Origin of the sequence: Micromonospora sp. NBC_01412 (assembly GCF_045040215.1) — a bacterium.
In the GTDB taxonomy this organism is placed as follows: Bacteria; Actinomycetota; Actinomycetes; order Mycobacteriales; family Micromonosporaceae; genus Micromonospora; species Micromonospora rubida.
Genome location: NZ_CP109528.1, coordinates 798,107 through 814,497 on the forward strand (window position 1 = coordinate 798,107; position 16,391 = coordinate 814,497).

Below are 16,391 nucleotides of genomic sequence, written 5' to 3' on the forward strand. Positions count from 1 at the left end.
GAACCCCCAGACCTCCTGATCGAAGCGCTCCCGCCCGACTTCACAATCACCCTGACTCGGGGGTTGCCGGTCAGAGGTCGTAGGGATAGATCGCGATCTTCTCGCGTTCGAGGTAGAGCTCGATCGTTCGATCATGCCTGCTGGGAGCGATCCGGTGAGACGTAGACGACTCCTAGCCGGCGCAGCAGGGAGTCGTCGCTGCTGCGGTGTCGAGCTCGCGGATGCCGACGGGTGCGAAGGAGCAGCGTCGTCTCGTCGAGCAGGTGTGAGCCTGATTCCGATCGCGACGCCACCGTCAACACCAAGCCCGGACCTGCCACTACCGGCGACGCGGCTACCGCCAGGCAACTGCCGTTGCGGTAGGCAGGAAGGGTCCCCTGCTACAGAGAATCTGATAGCAGGGGACCCTTCCTTGCACATCGTTGCCGCGCTGGCGCCCTGTCGGGCTACCGCGCTGCCGCGCTAGACGCGGGTGATGCGGATCGCGTCGGCGATCACGAGGCCGGTGCTACCGGACCACCGGCTGATACCCACCTTGTTGGCGTCCCCGGCGGCCAGGGTGAAGTTACCCAGCGAGCGCCATCCACCACCGTTGGCCGACTGGTTCACGCTGACCGTCTGGTTGCCGCTGCTGGTCGCCACGATGTACGGCGTAGTGGTGTTGTAGCCGGCGACGGCCGGGTACCAGACCTCCACCCGGTAGGTGGCGGTGGCCGGGATGTTCACCTTGTACCAGGCGGCGTCGCTGGCCGCGACCGGGTCGGCGAACCGGTAGTCGGCGCCGTAGCGCTGCGACGAGTACGACGAGGTGCCCCAGTTGCTGCTCGCGGTGAACCGGCCGGCGGTGGTGTTGTCCACGATGGTCGACCAGGTCGGCGGAGGCGTGGTGGTGCCGGTGACGAGCTGCATGTAGTAGGTCCAGTTCCAGTTCGGACCTGGGTCGGTGTGCGTGGCGCCCGGCACCTGGTTGTGACCGATGATGTTGCTGCGGGTCTTCGGGATGCCGTACTTGTCGCACAGGTACCGCGTCAGCGCGGCCGACGACCGGTACATCGCGTCGGTGTACCAGGAGGCGTTGTCGACGTAGCCCTCGTGCTCGATACCGATCGACTGGGTGTTGTAGGTCCAGTTGCCCGCGTGCCAGGCGACGTCCTTGTCGCGCACCATCTGGGTCACCGCGCCGTCGGAGGAGCGGAGCAGGTAGTGCGCGCTGGTGCCGGCGGCTGCGTTCTGGAACCAGTTGATCGAGCCGGCGTAGCTGCCCTGCATGGTGTGGATGATGACGTAGTTGATCGGGTACGACGACTCGCGGCTGGAGGCCGTGTAGTTGGACGAGTTCGCCGCCACCCAGGCCGCCGGACCGTAGTCGGTGCTCAGGGTGCCCATGTCGGCGGTGCCCACCGGCGCCACGTCGGCGTAGTCGCCCCGCTGGGGCGCGACCGGACGGCCGTCCACGGTAACCTCGCCGCTGGCCGTGGACGCCCTGAAGCCGCTGCCGAGCAGGTCGTACACGGCGTCGGCGTACAGCCGGGCGGTGGCCTTGTCCGACGAGCCGCCGTAGCGGGCGATCAGGCCGTACCACTGGTTGACGTCGTCGCGCTGCGCCGCAGTGAGCCCGGCCTGATCGGCGTACGAGCGGAGCACCGCCGCCGCGCCCGCGACGTTCGCCGCGTCACGGGTGCGCAGTTCGGTACGGTCCAGTCGGGCACGGCGCGCGGCCTCGTCGAGGGTCCGCACCTTCGGGTTGCTGGTCAGGTGCATCACGCCGTACCCGCCGGAGGCGCTGGGCTCGCCGTTGTGGCCGTCCAGCCGGGTCTCCGCGTACCCGAGCGCGGCGAGCAGGTCACGCGGTACGTCAGAGCGGGCCGCAGCCTTGTCGAAGGCTGCGGAGAGTGTCTCCGCGCCTTGCTGCGGCGCGGCCAGGGCTGGCTGGCCGGTCAGGCCGATCATCAGGATCATTGCGCCGCCGAGCAGTTGGCTCACCCGACGCGGGGGTCTCCGAACAGTCACCGTCACTCCTCGTCGCCTACAAAGGGCGACTGTGATCATGTCGCCCGGGTCGCCGCACCATATATCGCGACGTCCGTCTATGTCGAGACCTTGCACCGGGCTTGACGATGATGAAGAATTCCTTCACCTGGCGGACATCTGGACACCATCGGTGCGCCGCCTGGACCTGCCGGTGAGATCAGACCAGCCCGGCGACCCACCCCACCGTCCCCGCTGTCAGCGGTCGGGGCGATCGCGGACCGCTGCGGGCCGGCCGGTCCCGCCGTACGCTCGGCGGATGGACGCCACCTTCTTCTTCGACCCTGCCTGCCCGTGGACCTGGCGCACCTCGCGCTGGCTGGTGGCCGTGGCCGACGCCCGCGGGCTGACCGTCGAGTGGCGGTCGTTCAGCCTCGCCATCCTCAACGAGGGGAAGGTGGCGCCGCAGTTCGCCGAGGCGATGGCCGCCTCCGGCCGGGCGCTGCGGCTGGTGGAGGCGCTGCGCGCCGAGGGCCGGGGCAACGACACCGGCCGCTTCTACGCCGAACTGGGCGCGCGCACCCACGACGCCGGCAACCCGATCTCCGACAAGCTGGTCGACGCGTCCGTCGAGGCGGCCGGCCTCGACGCCGCCGCGCCGGCTCTCGACGACGACCGCTGGGACGAGGCGGTACGCGAGTCGCACGCGCTGGCGTACTCCTCGGCGGGCCCGGACATCGGCTCGCCGGTGCTGACGGTGCCCGGCGCGGAGCGCGGCATCCACGGCCCGATCCTGACCGAGGTCCCCGGCACCGACGACGCGCTGACCGTGTGGGACTCGCTGCTGCCGCTGCTGCGACTGCCGGCCTTCCACGAGATCAAACGCGGTCGCCGCTGACCGCCACGGGCGGGCTTTCGGACCCGGCCGGCATGATGGCCGGATGATCGCGCGCTTCAAGGACCTCTGCATGGACGCCAACGACGCCCTCCGGCTGGCCGGCTTCTGGGCCGGTGTGCTCGACGGCGAGGTGGTCGACACCGGCGACGGGGACGCCCGGATCGACCCCCGGGGCGGCCCCGGCGCCGAGTCGATCTGGGTCAACCGGGTGCCCGAGCCGCGCGCCGCCAAGACCCGGGTGCGCCTCGACCTGCGACTGGCCGGGCCGGAGCCGACGGAGCTGTTAGCGGCCGGGGCCCGGCTGGTCCGCGAGCCGGACGTGGAGGTGAGCTGGTGGGTGCTGGCCGACCCGGAGGGCAACCAGTTCTGCGCCTTCGCCCCCCGGGAGGGCTCCCGGCCGGGGACGTTCGAGCTGGTGGTGGACAGCGCCGACCCGGTCACCCAGGCCACCTGGTGGGCGGGGATCGTCGGCGGCCGGGCGGAGACGACCGAGGAGGGCACCGCGTCCGTCGTCGGCGCGGCCGGCTTCCCCTGGGACCGCTGGGTCTTCGACCCGGTGCCGGAGCGCAAGCGGGTGAAGAACCGGGTGCACTGGGACGTCGACCTGACCGGCCCCGACGCCACCCGGCTGATCGCCGCCGGCGCGACTCTGCTGCGCGAGCCCGACGCCGACATCGGCTGGTGGGTGCTGGCCGACCCGGAGGGCAACGAGTTCTGCGCCTTCGCGCCGCGCCCCAGGCCCTGACGCCCGCCCGGCGGCAGGAACGTTCCGACACGGGCCCGGCGATGCTACCCAGCGTCCACCGGTTCGACTAGCGTTTCCCCAGCGTTCGCCCAACTCGGCCGCCAGGCGTCGCCGTCGAAGTCGACACATCTCCGGCCGGGCCCCGCCTGCCCGATCGGTGGGTAATCGAGCGATCTCCCCGCTGCCGGTCCACCGGTTGGGCAGGATCGTTGACGACGAGGAGGTGCCGTCGTGCAGGACACCCGCGCTCTCGCCCTGACGTTCGAGGTGAGCGGCCTGCCACCGGTGAAGACCGAAGCCCTGTCCATCTTCGCCGCCGGGCACCGGCAGGCGACGAGGGTCCGGGCCCTGCTCCTGGCGGCCTGCTCGGCGGCCCAGCGCACCGGCTGGACCCCGCTGGACGGGCCGGTGGAGGTGGAGGTGACCCTGCGCTGTCCGCCGGGGCACCGCGTCTCCGACGCCAGCACCCTGCTCGGCGGGGTGTGCGCGGTGCTGCAGAACAAGAAGCGGGTCGCCACGATCGGCCTGACCCACCTCGGGGTCCTCGCCGACGTCGCGCTCTACACCGACGACCGACAGATCCGCCGGCTGTCGTACCTGGAGGAGCCGGCGGAGGAATTCTCCTACCAGGTACGGGTGGCCGCCGTGCCGGCCATGGTTTGACCGACGCCCGAGGTGGGGTACCGCGGACGCCGACGAAGGGAGCGCCGATGTCGGAGCCACATGTCACGCTCGACCCGAGCGGGCTCGACCCCGTGCAGCGGAAGTTGCGGGGCCCGCTGGAGGATCAGCTGACTTCGGCCCTGCAGGCGGCCACCGAGCGGATCCGGGTCAGCTACGCGGGCGAGCCGGTCGAGCAGGTCTGTCAGCGGCTGCTGGACGAGACCCGGTCCGGGCTGCACCCGGACATCGCCGCCGGCTTCCAGCCGGACATGGACGAGTTCTGCCGGGTGGCGGTGGCGATCGTCCGGGGCGAGATCTCCTGACCCACGGTTGCCGGCCACGCCGGCCCGCGACCCGGAGGCTCCCCGCAGGGTCGGCTCGGGTCAGGACCGGGTCCGCAACTCCCCGGCCCTGACCACCAGCCGTCGTCCGGCATGGCAGCGGAATCTGCCGCGACGAGCACGGGCGCGCGGCACGCCGCCCACGCCGGGCTCAACGCGGCGAGCCAGCCCGCCCGCACTCAGCTCCACGGTGCTCCACCGCCGGATTTCGGCACGCTCACGACTCACCCCGACGAGCCGCGAGCGCCGGCCAAGGCTAGGTCCGTCGCCGCAGGTCGGACAAGGCTTCCCGCCGCCGGGTGGGGATGATTGACGTCAATGCCGAAAACCGGCACGTCCCCGTAACAGGGGCAGCGGTCCCGGCGCTGTACCCACCGGGAGCGGGTCCGTCCCGGGGGGTCACGAAGGCCGGACGAGGGCTCAGAAGTGCCGGAGCAGCTCCGGGAAGGCGGCCAGCCGGAGCACCCCGGCATCCGTCGGGTCGAGGTCGTCGTGCTCCAGAACCCAGGTGTTCTCGTTCGGGATGAACACCGCCCGCATCCCGGCCGCCCGCGCCGGCAGGATGTCCGACCTCGGGGAGTTGCCGATCATCCAGGCGCCGGCCGGGTCGAAGCCATGCTCCCCGACCAGCCACCGGTAGGTCTCGGCGTCCTTCTCCGGGACGATGTGCGCGGCGTGGAAGTGGTGCAGCAGCCCGGACGCGTCCAGCTTGCGCTGCTGCTCCTCGCGGTCGCCCTTGGTGAGCAGCAGCAGCCGGTGCCGCCCGGCCAGCGCGTCGAGCGTCTCGGCGACCCCGGGCATCAGCTCGACCCGGTGCGCGACGAGCGCCTCGGCCAGCAGGTCGATCTCCCGGCGCTCGGCGTCGGTGGCGGGACGCTCGCGCAGCCGCTCCAGGCACTCACCCAGGCTGCGCAGGAAGACCTTGCTGCCGTACCCGTGGGAGACGGCGTTGGCCCGCTCCACGTCGTCGAGCACCTTCCGGATCTCGACCCGGTCGAGCGTGGGGTGGTCCAGCCAGTCAAGGAAGTCGTCAATCACCCGCTCGAACAACACGTTGTTCTCCCACAACGTGTCGTCGGCGTCGAAGACCATCACCTGCGCGTTCCGGCGCTGCCCCATCGCGTGTCCCATCGTTCTTCCCTCCCACTCGGCCGGGACACCGTAGTGCCGGCGCGGGAACGGGGCATGCGGATTTACGCCGGGCAGAACGGGTACCGCCAGGGGACGGGCCCGCGACGAGAGGAGCAGCCGCGATGACGGCGACGACGAGCGCCATGCTCAAGGCGTACCCGGCCGAGATCAACCTGGACCGCGACCGGCTGGCACTGACGATCGACGCCCTGACCTCGTGCGCCCAGGCGTGCACCGCCTGCGCGGACGCCTGCCTGGGCGAGGACAACGTGGGCATGCTCGCCAAGTGCATCCGCACGGACCTCGACTGCGCGGACATCTGCGCCGCCACCGCCCGGGTGATCTCCCGGCACACCGGCTACGACGCGAACATCACCCGATCGCTGCTGGAGGCGTGCGTCACCGCCTGCCGCTCCTGCGGGGACGAGTGCGAGCGGCACGCCGGTATACATGAGCACTGCCGGATCTGCGCCGAGGCCTGCCGCGCCTGCGAGCAGGCGTGCCGGGACCTGCTCGCCACGATCGGCTGACCGACGCCGCCTGCCACAGATCGGCTGGACCGGTCGGGGCAGACCGGCGGCCGCGGCTCATTCATCCGGGAAACCCGATCTCGATGTCGAGACCGCCGGTGGCCCGGGCCCGGGCGTCGAGGGTCGCCCCGTGCGACTCGGCGATCGCGCGGACAATGGCCAGACCGAGTCCGTGCCCGTGTCCGTCGGGGTGCCTGATCCGGCGGTTGCCGACCTGCCGGAACGGCTGGAACAGCGCGTCGACCTCGCCGGGCGGCACCACCGGGCCGGAGTTGCTGACCCGGATGGCGCCGCCGGTCGCGGTGGTCGTCGTGCTGATCTCGACCCACCCGCCCGGGGCGTTGTGCCGCACGGCGTTGTCGACCAGGTTGACAACCAGGCGCTCGATCAGGTCGGGGTCGCCGGTCGCCGGTGCCCGATCGAGGGCGGTGTGCATCCGGATGCCTCGCCGGCCGGCGTCCTGATGGCGGGCGGCGACCACCTCGGCGGCGGTGTCGGCGACGTCGAGCGAGGTGTGCGGTTGGAGGCCCTGTTCGCCGTGGGCCAGGGTGAGCAGCGCCTCGATGAGGCGTTCCTGTTGGTCGTTGAGCGCGAGGACCTCGTGGCACGCCGACCGCAGCGTCTCGGCGGGAGCGTCCGGGTCGGCGAGCGCCACCTGGAGCACCGTCCGCTCGGCGGTGAGTGGGGTACGGAGTTCGTGCGAGGCGTTGGCGACGAAGTGCCGCTGCGACTCGAACGCGGCCTGCAACCGCTGGAACAGGTCATCGAGCGTCTCGGCCAGGTCGGTGAACTCGTCGTGCAGACCGGTCCGGCCGAGCCGGCGGTGCAGGTCGCTGGCGGAGATCTCCCGGGCGGTGGCGGTGATGGTGCGCAGCGGGCGCAGGAACCGGCCGGCGACGAACCAGCCGAGCAGCAGGGAGACCACCACCATGCCGGCGATGGCCCACGCCGAGGTGGTGAATTGCCGGTCCAGGTGACCGCCGTCGCCGGGGACGCCGGCGGGATCCGCGACCGGACCCGCCGGGGAAGCCTGCTTGTTGCCCAGCAGCGGGATCGCGAGCAGCACGACGCCGGAGATCAGGAAGGGCACGGCGTAGAGCAGCGTGAGCTGGACATGCAGGCTCCGCCGGGGAAGCCGGACGTGCATCACGGTTCGCCGACCCGGTAGCCGCCCTCGCGAACGGTGTGGACGATCGGAGGGTCGCCCAGCTTGGTCCGCAGCCGGCGGATGGTGGTCTTCACCGCCGTGGTGAACGGGTCCGCCGCCTCGTCCCAGACCCGTTCGAGCAGATCCTCCGCCGACACGAGCCGGCCGTGCGCGGCGAGCAGGCACTCCAGCACGGCGAACTCCTTCGGGCTGAGCTCCAACCGGCGTCCTTCGCGGGTCGCGACCCGGCGGCCGGGGTCGAGCGTGAGTTCCCCGTATTCCAGGATCGGTGGCACGGCCGTGCCCGGCCGCCGGCCGAGCGCCCGCACCCGCGCGACCAGCTCGGCGAAGTCGAAGGGCTTGGCGAGGTAGTCGTCGGCGCCGAGGCCCAGGCCGTCGACCCGCTGTTTCACCGACGAGGCCGCGGTCAGCATCAGCACCCGGGTCGCCGAGTGCTCGTCCACGATCCGCCGGCACACCTCGTCGCCAGGCACGCCCGGCAGGTCGCGGTCGAGCACCACCACGTCGTAGCGGGTCACGGCCAGGTGATCGAGGGCCGCGTCGCCGTCGAGGACCACGTCGACCGCCATGCCCTCACGGCGTAACCCGACACCCACCGTACGGGCCAGCACCTCGAAATCCTCGACCACCAGCACGCGCATGATCCCCACCATGCCACCGCGCGGGTGTCAGAACGGTGTCACCCGGCGGCACCGTCATGACACCGGCGTCCGCGTAGAACCGAAACCTGCAAACCGCGTCAGCAGGACGGAAGGGTCACGGATGGAAATCGTTCTCGAAACCGACCAGCTCGGCAAGAGGTACGGCAGAGCCTGGGCGCTGCGGGACTGCTCGCTGCGCCTTCCGGCCGGGAGGGTGGCCGCGCTGGTCGGCCCCAACGGAGCGGGCAAGAGCACCCTGTTGCACCTGGCGGTCGGTCTGCTGCGGCCGGACGCCGGCGCCGTGCGGGTCTTCGGCCGGACGCCGTACGACGACATCGCCGTCCTATCCGAGGTCGGCTTCGTGGCCCAGGACACGCCGCTGTACCGGGACTTCACGGCGGACGAGCTGTTCACCATGGGTGCCAAGCTGAACCGGCGCTTCGACACGGCGCTGGCGCACTGCCGGCTGGCGCAGATCGGCATCCCGCGCGACAAGCCGGTCGGCAAGCTGTCCGGCGGTCAGCGGGCCCAGGTCGCCCTCGCCCTGGCGATGGCCAAGCGCCCACGGCTGCTGCTGCTCGACGAGCCGGTCGCCAGCATCGACCCGCTGGCCCGGCGCGAGTTCCTCCAAGCGCTGATGGGCGTCGTCGCCGAGACGGGCACCACGGTGCTGCTGTCCTCGCACATCCTGGCGGACCTCGAACGCACCTGCGACCACCTCATCGTGCTGCACGCCTCGCAGGTGAGGCTCGTCGGCGACGTCAGCGCCCTGCTCACCGAGCACCGGCGGCTGGTCGGCCCCCGGGACGGCGGTTCGCCGCCCGCCGGGGTCGCGCAGGTCGTGCGGGCCGAGCACACCGATCGGCAGTCCACGCTGCTGGTCCGCACGAACGCTCCGCTGCGAGATCCGGCATGGAAGGCGTACGACGTGACTCTGGAAGACCTCATCCTCGCCTACCTCGGCGACGGCGACTCCCGGCCGCACGCCGCGTGGGAGGTGCCGGCATGACCTGGCTCGCCTGGCGGCAGCACCGCAAGCAAGCACTGTTCACCGCGATCGGCCTCGCGCTCCTCGCCGTGTTGATGGTCCCCACCGGTCTGGCCATGCGGCACACCTTCGCCGACCTGGGCCTGGACGACTGTGTCCGAGCGCTGGGTACCGCCTCGGTGATCCCGGCTGACGCCGACACCTGCGGCAGGGCGTCCATCCAGTTCAACGGTCAGTACGGCGTGCTGACCATGATCGGTGTGCTCTTCCTCGTCCTGCCGCTGCTGGTCGGGCTGTTCTGGGGTGCGCCGCTGGTCGCCCGCGAGATCGAGCAGGGCACCCACCGTATGGTCTGGACCCAGGGCGTCAGCCGGGGACGCTGGGCACTGGTCAAGTTCGGGGTCGCCGGCGCCGTCGCGCTCGTCGCCTCGGTGGTCTACGGACTGGGCGTCTCGTGGTGGCTGACCCCGATGAGCCAGGCCGGGCAGCACGGCCGCTTCAACATTTTCTTCTTCGACATGCAGGGCACGGCCCCGATCGGCTACACGATCTTCGCAGTCACGCTCGGCATCTTCGCCGGCACCATCTGGCCCAAGATGCTGCCGGCGATGTCCGCCACGCTCGTCGGGTTCCTCGGGCTACGCATCGCCCTGACGACGCTCGCCCGGCCGCACTACCTGCCCGCCCGCGTCCTGACCTTCCCGATCAAGGACGCCACCGAGCAGACCAACCCGGCCGCCGGCGACTGGATCCTGTCCTACGGCATCCGCGACGCCTCCGGCAAGATGGTCACGGCCAACGCGCAGATTGCCTGCGCGCCCGACGCCACCGGACCGGGAGCCGCGTGCGGCGCCGATCTCGGCATCACCTCGGGCGCCTACAACTGGCAGCTCTACCAGCCCGGAACCCGGTTCTGGCTGTTCCAGGCCATCGAGACCGGCATCTTCGTCGCCGTCGCCGCCCTGCTGCTCCTCCTCGCCGTCCGCCGCATCCGCCGCGTCGCGTGACCGCGACGCCGTCCATGGGCCGGGTCAGCGGCGCCGGGTGAGGATCAGGTCGGCGACCAGGGCCGTCCAGCCGGTCTGGTGCCACGCGCCCAGGCCCGCGCCGTTGTCGCCGTGGAAGTACTCGGGGAAGCAGATGAGGTCCCGCCAGTCCGGGTGGGTCTGGAAGAGCTGCGCGGCCCCGTAGATCGGCCGACGGCCCCAGTCGTCCCGGGTGAACAGCGAGATCAGCCGGGCGGAGAGGTCGTCGGCGATCTCGTCGAGGGTGTGCTTCACCCCCGACCTGGTCGGGTACTCCACCTGAAGGTCGTCGCCGAAGAACGCGGCGTAGTCGCGCAGCGCGCTGATCAGCAGGAAGTTGGTCGGCATCCAGATCGGCCCGCGCCAGTTGGAGTTGCCGCCGAACAGGCCGCTGGTCGACTCGGCCGGCTCGTAGCCGACGCTGAACTCCTGCCCGCCGAGGGTGACGGTGAACGGCTTGTCCAGGTGCGCGCGGCTGAGCGTGCGCAGGCCGTACTCGGAGAGGAACTCGTCGGTGTCCAGCATCCGGGCCAACAGCCGGACCACCTGCTCCGGGCCGACCATGGACAGCAGCCGCTGTTGGCTGCCGTCCGGGCCGATCCGGCGGGCGCCGATCACGTCGGCGTACTCGGGGCGGTTGGTGAGGAACCAGCGCAGCCGGGCGCCCAGCTCGGGCAGCCGGCGCAGGGTCCGCGCGGTGAGCCGGGTGGTCGCCGCCAGCGGCAGCAGCCCGACCACCGAGCGGACCTTCAGCGGCACCTGGCTGCCGTCGGCCAGCCGCAGCACGTCGTAGAAGAACGCGTCCTCGTCGTCCCACAGCCCCTGCTCGTACGCGGCGGCGGCGATGTAGGCGAAGTGTTCGAAGAACTTGGTGGCGGTGTCGGCCCAGGTGGGGTCGTGTTCGGTCAGGACGATGGCGATGTCGAGCAGGTTGAGCGCGTACATGCCCATCCAGCCGGTGCCGTCGGACTGCTCCAGCGTCCCGGCCACCGGCAGCGCCGCCGAACGGTCGAACGGGCCGACGTTGTCCAGCCCGAGGAAGCCGCCTTCGAAGACGTTGTTGCCGCCGGTGTCCTTGCGGTTGACCCACCAGGTGAAGTTGAGCAGCAGCTTGTGCATCACCCGGGCGAGGAACTCGTGGTCGCGGGAGCCGTCGATCTCGAACACCTTCAGCGCCGCCCAGGCGTGCACCGGCGGGTTGACGTCGCCGAACGCCCACTCGTACGCGGGGATCTGCCCGTTGGGGTGCAGGTACCACTCCCGCAGCAGGAGCAGGAGCTGCGACTTGGCGAAGCCCGGGTCGACCCGGGCGATGCTCACGCAGTGGAAGGCCAGGTCCCAGGCCGCGTACCAGGGGTACTCCCAGGGGTCCGGCATGGAGATCACGTCGAAGCTGGTCATGTGCCACCAGTGGCTGTTGCGCCCGTGCCGGCGGCCGGCCGGCGGGGGCGCCGAGCCGGGGTCGCCGGCCAGCCACCGCTTGACGTCGAAGTGGTAGAACTGCTTGCCCCACATCAGCCCGGCGATGGCCTGCCGGGCGACCAGCGCCTCGTCGGCCGTGGCGGCGTCCGGGACGACGCTGTCGAAGAACCGGTTCGCCTCGGCCCGCCGGGCCCACACCACCGCGTCGAAGCCGTCGCCGAGGTCGGCCCGGGGCGGCGGCGTCCCGCCGGGCGGCGGGACGGTGCGGGTCAGGCGCAGCCGGATCTGCCGGCGCCCGCCGGCGGGCACGTCGAGCACGTAGTGCAGCGCCCCCTTGGTCCCCACCCGGTCCGGGTTGACCGTCGCCGCGCCGTCGACCACGTGGTCGTTGATCCCGTCCTTCGGGTACGGCGAGCGGCCGGGCAGCCCCCAGAGCCGCTCGGCGTTGGTGTCGTTGTCGCACAGCAGCGGGACGGGATCGCCGTCGCCCTCCAGCAGGATCTGGCCGAGCACCCAGTGCTCGCCGACCAACCGGGCCCCGCCGTCCGGGCCGGAGCCGTGGCCCGAGCCCGAGCCGTGGCCGGTGCCGGAGCCGGAGCCGGAGCCGGAGCCGGAGCCCGAGCCGACGATCCGGGGCACCCGGTCGCCGCCGGGCAGCCCCCAGGCCCAGGTGTTGCGGAACCACAGCGACGGCAGCACGTGCAGCCGCTCGTCGGTGTCCCCCCGGTTGGCCACGGTCACCACGACGCACATGTCGCTCGGGGACGCCTTGGCGTAGTCGACGGTCACCGCCCAGTACCGGTCGTCGTCGAAGACGCCGGTGTCGACCAGCTCGTACTCGGTGTCGTCGCGACCGCGCAGGGCGTTGACAGCGACCAGCTCGTCGTACGGGAAGGCTGTTTGGGGGTAGTGGTAGCGCCAGCGCATCCAGGAGTGGGTTGGCGTGGAGTCCAGGTACCACCAGTAGTCCTTGGCGTCCTCGCCGTGGTTGCCGCCGTCCCCGCCCAGGCCGAACATCCGTTCCTTGAGGATCGGGTCCCGGCCGTTCCACAGGGCGAGGGCGAAGCAGAACGTCTGCCGGTCGTCGCAGACGCCCGCCATGCCGTCCTCGTTCCACCGGTAGGCTCTGGACCGCGCGTGGTCGTGGGGAAAGTAGTCCCACGCCGTGCCATGCTCGCTGTAGTCCTCCCGTACCGTCCCCCACGCCCGCTCGGACAGATAGGGCCCCCATGCGCGCCAGTCCTGCTCCCCCGAGTCGGCCTGGGCGAGCCGGAGCCGCTCGGCGTCGGGTGCGGACGCGGGACCAGGGGGCAGGTCGATGATCACATGCCTATCTTCGACGCCGCCGGGGTACTTCACCACAGCGGCCATTCTCGTCGTGGCGTGTTACACCTCGCCGCCGCTGGAGGAAAGTTGATCGACATTCGTTTCGGCCCCCAGGTGTGCGGGGATCTGGCCGGCGGGGCCACCAGGGAGTGGCTGGTCCCGGACGGCCTGGGCGGGTACGCGATGGGCACTGTGAGCGGGCTGCGCACCCGCCGCTACCACGGGCTGCTGGTGGTCCCCGGCCGGACACCGGCATCCCGCCGGCTGGGACTGGTCAGCCTGGACCCGGCGGTCGTCCTCCCCTCCGGGGCGCGGCTGCGCCTCGGCGCGCACGAGTGGTCCTCCGGCGACGTCAACCCGCGCGGCTTCGAGCTGCTGGAACGCTTCGACCTGACCGACGGCCTGCCGCGCTGGCGGTGGCGCATCGGCGACGTGGTGATCGAGCGCGAGCTGGCCATGGCGTACGGGCGCTCGTGCGTGGCCGTGGTGCATCGGCTGGTCGCCGGCGGGCCGGTCCGGCTGGAGCTGTCGGCGGCCTGCACCTGGCGGGACGCGCACGGCGAGCGGCGCGCGGACGGCCCGGTGCCCCGGGTCGAGCCGGTGGACGGCGGCGCGGTGGTGGAGGGCGCGTTCCGGCTCGCCGGGCCGGACTGGGCCCCGGAGGGCCAGTGGTGGGTCGGGGTACACCACCGCGAGGAGGAGGCGCGGGGCCTGCACCCCGACGAGGACGTGTGGCACGCCGGGCGGTTCTCCGGCGCCCTGGAGCGCCCCGGCGACACGGTGTCGGTGCTGGCCTGGGCCGGCGACCTGGCCGCCGAGCCGCCCCCGGCGGAGGAGATCGTCGCGGCGGCCCGGCGACGCAACCGGCGGGTGGTGGCGCAGGCCGCGCCGGCCGACGCGGTCGAGGCCACCCTCGCGCTGGCCGCCGACGCGTTCGTGGTGCGCACCGCCGCCGGCCCGGACGTGGTCGCCGGCTACCCGTGGTTCGGCGCCTGGTCGCGAGACACGATGACCTCCTACGAGGGGCTCTTCCTGAGCACCAACCGGGCCGACGAGGGGCGGGAGCTGCTGCGGGCGTACGCGGCGACCCTGTCGGAGGGGATGCTCGCCAACACCGCCGACACCGGGCGGGTGGAGTACAACACGGTCGACGCGACGCTGTGGTTCCTGCACGCGGTGAGCCGGCACGTCACCGTCAGCGGGGACACCGACCTCGGCGACGAGCTGCTGCCCGCGCTGCGCGGGATCGTCGACGCGCACCTGGCCGGCACCCGGTACGGCATCGCCGTCGACCCGGCCGACGGGCTGATCACCCAGGGCGGCGCCCCGGGCACGGCGCTGACCTGGATGGATGCCCGGGTGTACGGGGTGCCGGTCACCCCGCGCACCGGCAAGCCGGTGGAGGTCAACGCGCTGTGGGTCAACGGCCTCGCGGGGCTGGCCGAGCTGACCGAGCTGGCCGGCTCCGACGCCGCCGAGCTGTGGCGGCTGCACGCCCGGGCCACCGCGTCGTTCGCCGCCCGGTTCCCCTCGCCGGTCGGCTGGCTGCACGACGTGGTGGACGCGCCCGCGCCCGCGTACCCGCTGGGTGGGGCGCCGTTCCACGACGACGACCTGCTGCGGCCGAACCAGCTGCTGGCCTGGTCGCTGCCGTACGCGCCGCTGGAGCCGGACGAGCCGACCCTGCGCCGGGTGGCCGCCGGGCTGCTCACCCCGCTCGGGCCGCGCAGCCTCTCCCCCGACTGCCCCGGCTACGTCGGCCGGCACCGGGGCGGCCCGGCCGAGCGGGACGGCGGCTACCACCAGGGCACGGTGTGGCCGTGGCTGCTCGGGCCGTACGTGGACGCCGCCCGGCGGGCGAAGATGGACGTCGACGGGTTGTTCACCGGCGTCGACGCGCACCTGACCGAGTACGGGCTGGGTTCGGTCAGCGAGACCGCCGACGGGGCGGCCCCGCACGGCGCGACCGGCTGCCCGTTCCAGGCGTGGTCGGTGGCCGAGGTGCTGCGCGCCCGGCGGGTCCGCCGGTAGCGCTTTACATCCCGGCAACGGTGACGTCTCCGCCGGTTATCCGGCCGGGGGCAGGATGGGCCCCGATCCAGGGCGTGTCGGCGGCATCCGGTCTGCGGGTGCGGCCGACGCGTGCCGGAGACAACTCCGAGGGGGCCGAATGTCACCTGACGCCGAAGTGATCGACATCAACCCCGCCCGGCGCCAGCGGGTGCTGATGCTGTCGTGGGAGTACCCGCCGGTGCTCGTCGGCGGCCTCGGCCGCCACGTCCACGCACTATCCGTCGCCCTCGCCACCGCCGGCCACGAAGTCACCGTCATCACCCGCCACACCCACGGCGCACCCCACGAGGAATACGCCGACGGCGTCCGCATCCTCCGCGCCACCGAAGACCCCGTCACCTTCCCCCTCACCACCGGCAGCCTCCTCGCCTGGACCATGGCCTTCAACCACACCCTCACCCGCACCGCCCTACGCGCCACCGAATCCGGCACCTACGACCTCATCCACGCCCACGACTGGCTCGTCGCACACACCGCCATCACCCTCCGAGACCACCTCGACATCCCACTCGTCACCACCATCCACGCCACCGAAGCAGGCCGACACCAAGGCTGGCTCCCCGAAGAGATGAACCGCACCATCCACGGCGTCGAACACTGGATCAGCGGCGAATCCAACCGGGTGATCACCTGCTCCGGATACATGCGCGAACAGGTGACCCGGCTGTTCGACGTACCGGCGGGCCGGATCGACGTGGTCCCCAACGGGGTGGACGACCGGGCCTGGCGCGCCCGCCCCCGGGCGGTGGCCTCGGCCCGGGCCCGGTTCGCCGGGGACGGCCCCCTGGTCGGGTACGCCGGCCGGCTGGTCTACGAGAAGGGCGTGCAGCACCTGATGCACGCGGTGCCGTACCTGCGCGAGCGGCACCCCGGGCTGCGGGTGGTGATCGCCGGCGACGGCCCGTACCGGGAGGAGCTGGTGGACCAGGCGCACCGGTTGCGCCTCGGCGACACGGTGCGCTTCGCCGGTTTCATGAACTCCACCCAGCTCCCGGCCATGCTGGCCGCCACCGACGCCACCGTGGTGCCGAGCCTCTACGAGCCGTTCGGCATGGTCGCCCTGGAGGCCGCGGCGGCCGGCGCGCCGCTGGCGGTCGCCGCGACCGGCGGCCTCGCCGAGATCGTTGAGCCCGGCGTCACCGGGGTGACCTTCCCGCACAGCGACCCGGACGCGCTCGCCGGCGCGGTCGACCGGCTCCTCGGCGACGAGGTCTTCGCCCGACGGGTGGCCCGCCGGGCCCGCACCATGGTCAGCGAGCGGTACGGCTGGGCGACCATCGCCGCGCACACCGCGAGCGCCTACGGCGCGGCCCGCCGCGAGCACGGCACGTTCCAGGCCTGGCGGGCGGCGAGCCGGCTGGCCGCCGGGCGCACCCGGATCGCCATCCCGGAGGGGAACCTGCTCACGGCCGGCCACCCGGCCCGCTGACAGCTTTCCCCGACCTGTCGTCCGATAGGTCCACGCCGATCCG

At 72.3% G+C, this 16,391-nt stretch carries 14 protein-coding genes; 9 read left to right on the forward strand and 5 right to left on the reverse strand.

The genetic code is table 11. The features are described 5' to 3' along the window. Positions 1 to 462 precede the first annotated feature (462 nt). Positions 463 to 2,010, reverse strand: a complete 1,548-nt coding sequence (locus OG617_RS03355) for an N-acetylmuramoyl-L-alanine amidase (RefSeq protein ID WP_405098553.1) — start codon at positions 2,008 to 2,010, stop codon at positions 463 to 465. Positions 2,011 to 2,287: 277 nt separating this feature from the next. On the opposite strand from OG617_RS03355, the gene OG617_RS03360 reads away from it, so the two are divergent. From OG617_RS03360 to OG617_RS03375, 4 genes are all read left to right on the forward strand, one after another. Then, positions 2,288 to 2,866: a DsbA family protein gene (locus OG617_RS03360; protein WP_405098555.1), complete on the forward strand. Its 579-nt coding sequence runs from the start codon at positions 2,288 to 2,290 to the stop codon at positions 2,864 to 2,866. 43 nt (positions 2,867 to 2,909) lie between these two features. Then, positions 2,910 to 3,611: a VOC family protein gene (locus tag OG617_RS03365; RefSeq protein ID WP_405098557.1), complete on the forward strand. Its 702-nt coding sequence runs from the start codon at positions 2,910 to 2,912 to the stop codon at positions 3,609 to 3,611. A gap of 231 nt (positions 3,612 to 3,842) precedes the next feature. Next, the gene (locus OG617_RS03370; protein WP_396682184.1) at positions 3,843 to 4,274 is read left to right on the forward strand and encodes a hypothetical protein; all 432 of its coding nucleotides are present in this window, start codon (positions 3,843 to 3,845) and stop codon (positions 4,272 to 4,274) included. A 47-nt stretch (positions 4,275 to 4,321) separates the two neighbouring features. Next, a complete protein-coding gene (locus OG617_RS03375; protein ID WP_405098560.1) occupies positions 4,322 to 4,597 on the forward strand; it encodes a hypothetical protein in 276 nt (91 codons plus the stop codon). Between the two features lie 438 nt (positions 4,598 to 5,035). Here OG617_RS03375 and OG617_RS03380 read toward each other — a convergent pair whose 3' ends face one another. Continuing rightward, positions 5,036 to 5,734, reverse strand: coding sequence for an HAD family hydrolase (locus OG617_RS03380; RefSeq protein WP_396682328.1), 699 nt, complete (start codon positions 5,732 to 5,734; stop codon positions 5,036 to 5,038). Between the two features lie 134 nt (positions 5,735 to 5,868). On the opposite strand from OG617_RS03380, the gene OG617_RS03385 reads away from it, so the two are divergent. Next, positions 5,869 to 6,276, forward strand: a complete 408-nt coding sequence (locus tag OG617_RS03385; protein ID WP_396682188.1) for a four-helix bundle copper-binding protein — start codon at positions 5,869 to 5,871, stop codon at positions 6,274 to 6,276. A gap of 61 nt (positions 6,277 to 6,337) precedes the next feature. Here OG617_RS03385 and OG617_RS03390 read toward each other — a convergent pair whose 3' ends face one another. After that, positions 6,338 to 7,423, reverse strand: coding sequence for a sensor histidine kinase (locus OG617_RS03390; RefSeq protein WP_405098562.1), 1,086 nt, complete (start codon positions 7,421 to 7,423; stop codon positions 6,338 to 6,340). Next, a complete protein-coding gene (locus tag OG617_RS03395; protein WP_405098564.1) occupies positions 7,423 to 8,085 on the reverse strand; it encodes a response regulator transcription factor in 663 nt (220 codons plus the stop codon). The genes OG617_RS03390 and OG617_RS03395 overlap by 1 nt, the downstream gene beginning before the upstream one ends. 121 nt (positions 8,086 to 8,206) lie before the next feature. On the opposite strand from OG617_RS03395, the gene OG617_RS03400 reads away from it, so the two are divergent. Further along, positions 8,207 to 9,094 carry an ABC transporter ATP-binding protein gene (locus OG617_RS03400; RefSeq protein ID WP_405098566.1) on the forward strand — a complete coding sequence of 296 codons (888 nt, stop codon included), beginning with the start codon at positions 8,207 to 8,209 and terminating at the stop codon, positions 9,092 to 9,094. Further along, positions 9,091 to 10,080 carry a transporter gene (locus OG617_RS03405; RefSeq protein ID WP_405104135.1) on the forward strand — a complete coding sequence of 330 codons (990 nt, stop codon included), beginning with the start codon at positions 9,091 to 9,093 and terminating at the stop codon, positions 10,078 to 10,080. The genes OG617_RS03400 and OG617_RS03405 overlap by 4 nt, the downstream gene beginning before the upstream one ends. A gap of 24 nt (positions 10,081 to 10,104) precedes the next feature. Here the strand turns inward: OG617_RS03405 and OG617_RS03410 are convergent, their stop codons facing one another. After that, on the reverse strand, positions 10,105 to 12,891 hold the full coding sequence (locus tag OG617_RS03410) for an MGH1-like glycoside hydrolase domain-containing protein (RefSeq protein WP_405098568.1): 2,787 nt from the start codon (positions 12,889 to 12,891) through the stop codon (positions 10,105 to 10,107). Between the two features lie 42 nt (positions 12,892 to 12,933). Between OG617_RS03410 and OG617_RS03415 the strand changes: the two genes are divergently transcribed. Both OG617_RS03415 and OG617_RS03420 read left to right on the forward strand, forming a co-directional pair. Further along, a complete protein-coding gene (locus tag OG617_RS03415) occupies positions 12,934 to 14,877 on the forward strand; it encodes an amylo-alpha-1,6-glucosidase (protein ID WP_405098570.1) in 1,944 nt (647 codons plus the stop codon). Between the two features lie 139 nt (positions 14,878 to 15,016). Continuing rightward, the gene (locus OG617_RS03420) at positions 15,017 to 16,348 is read left to right on the forward strand and encodes a glycosyltransferase family 4 protein (RefSeq protein WP_405098572.1); all 1,332 of its coding nucleotides are present in this window, start codon (positions 15,017 to 15,019) and stop codon (positions 16,346 to 16,348) included. Positions 16,349 to 16,391: the final 43 nt, after the last annotated feature.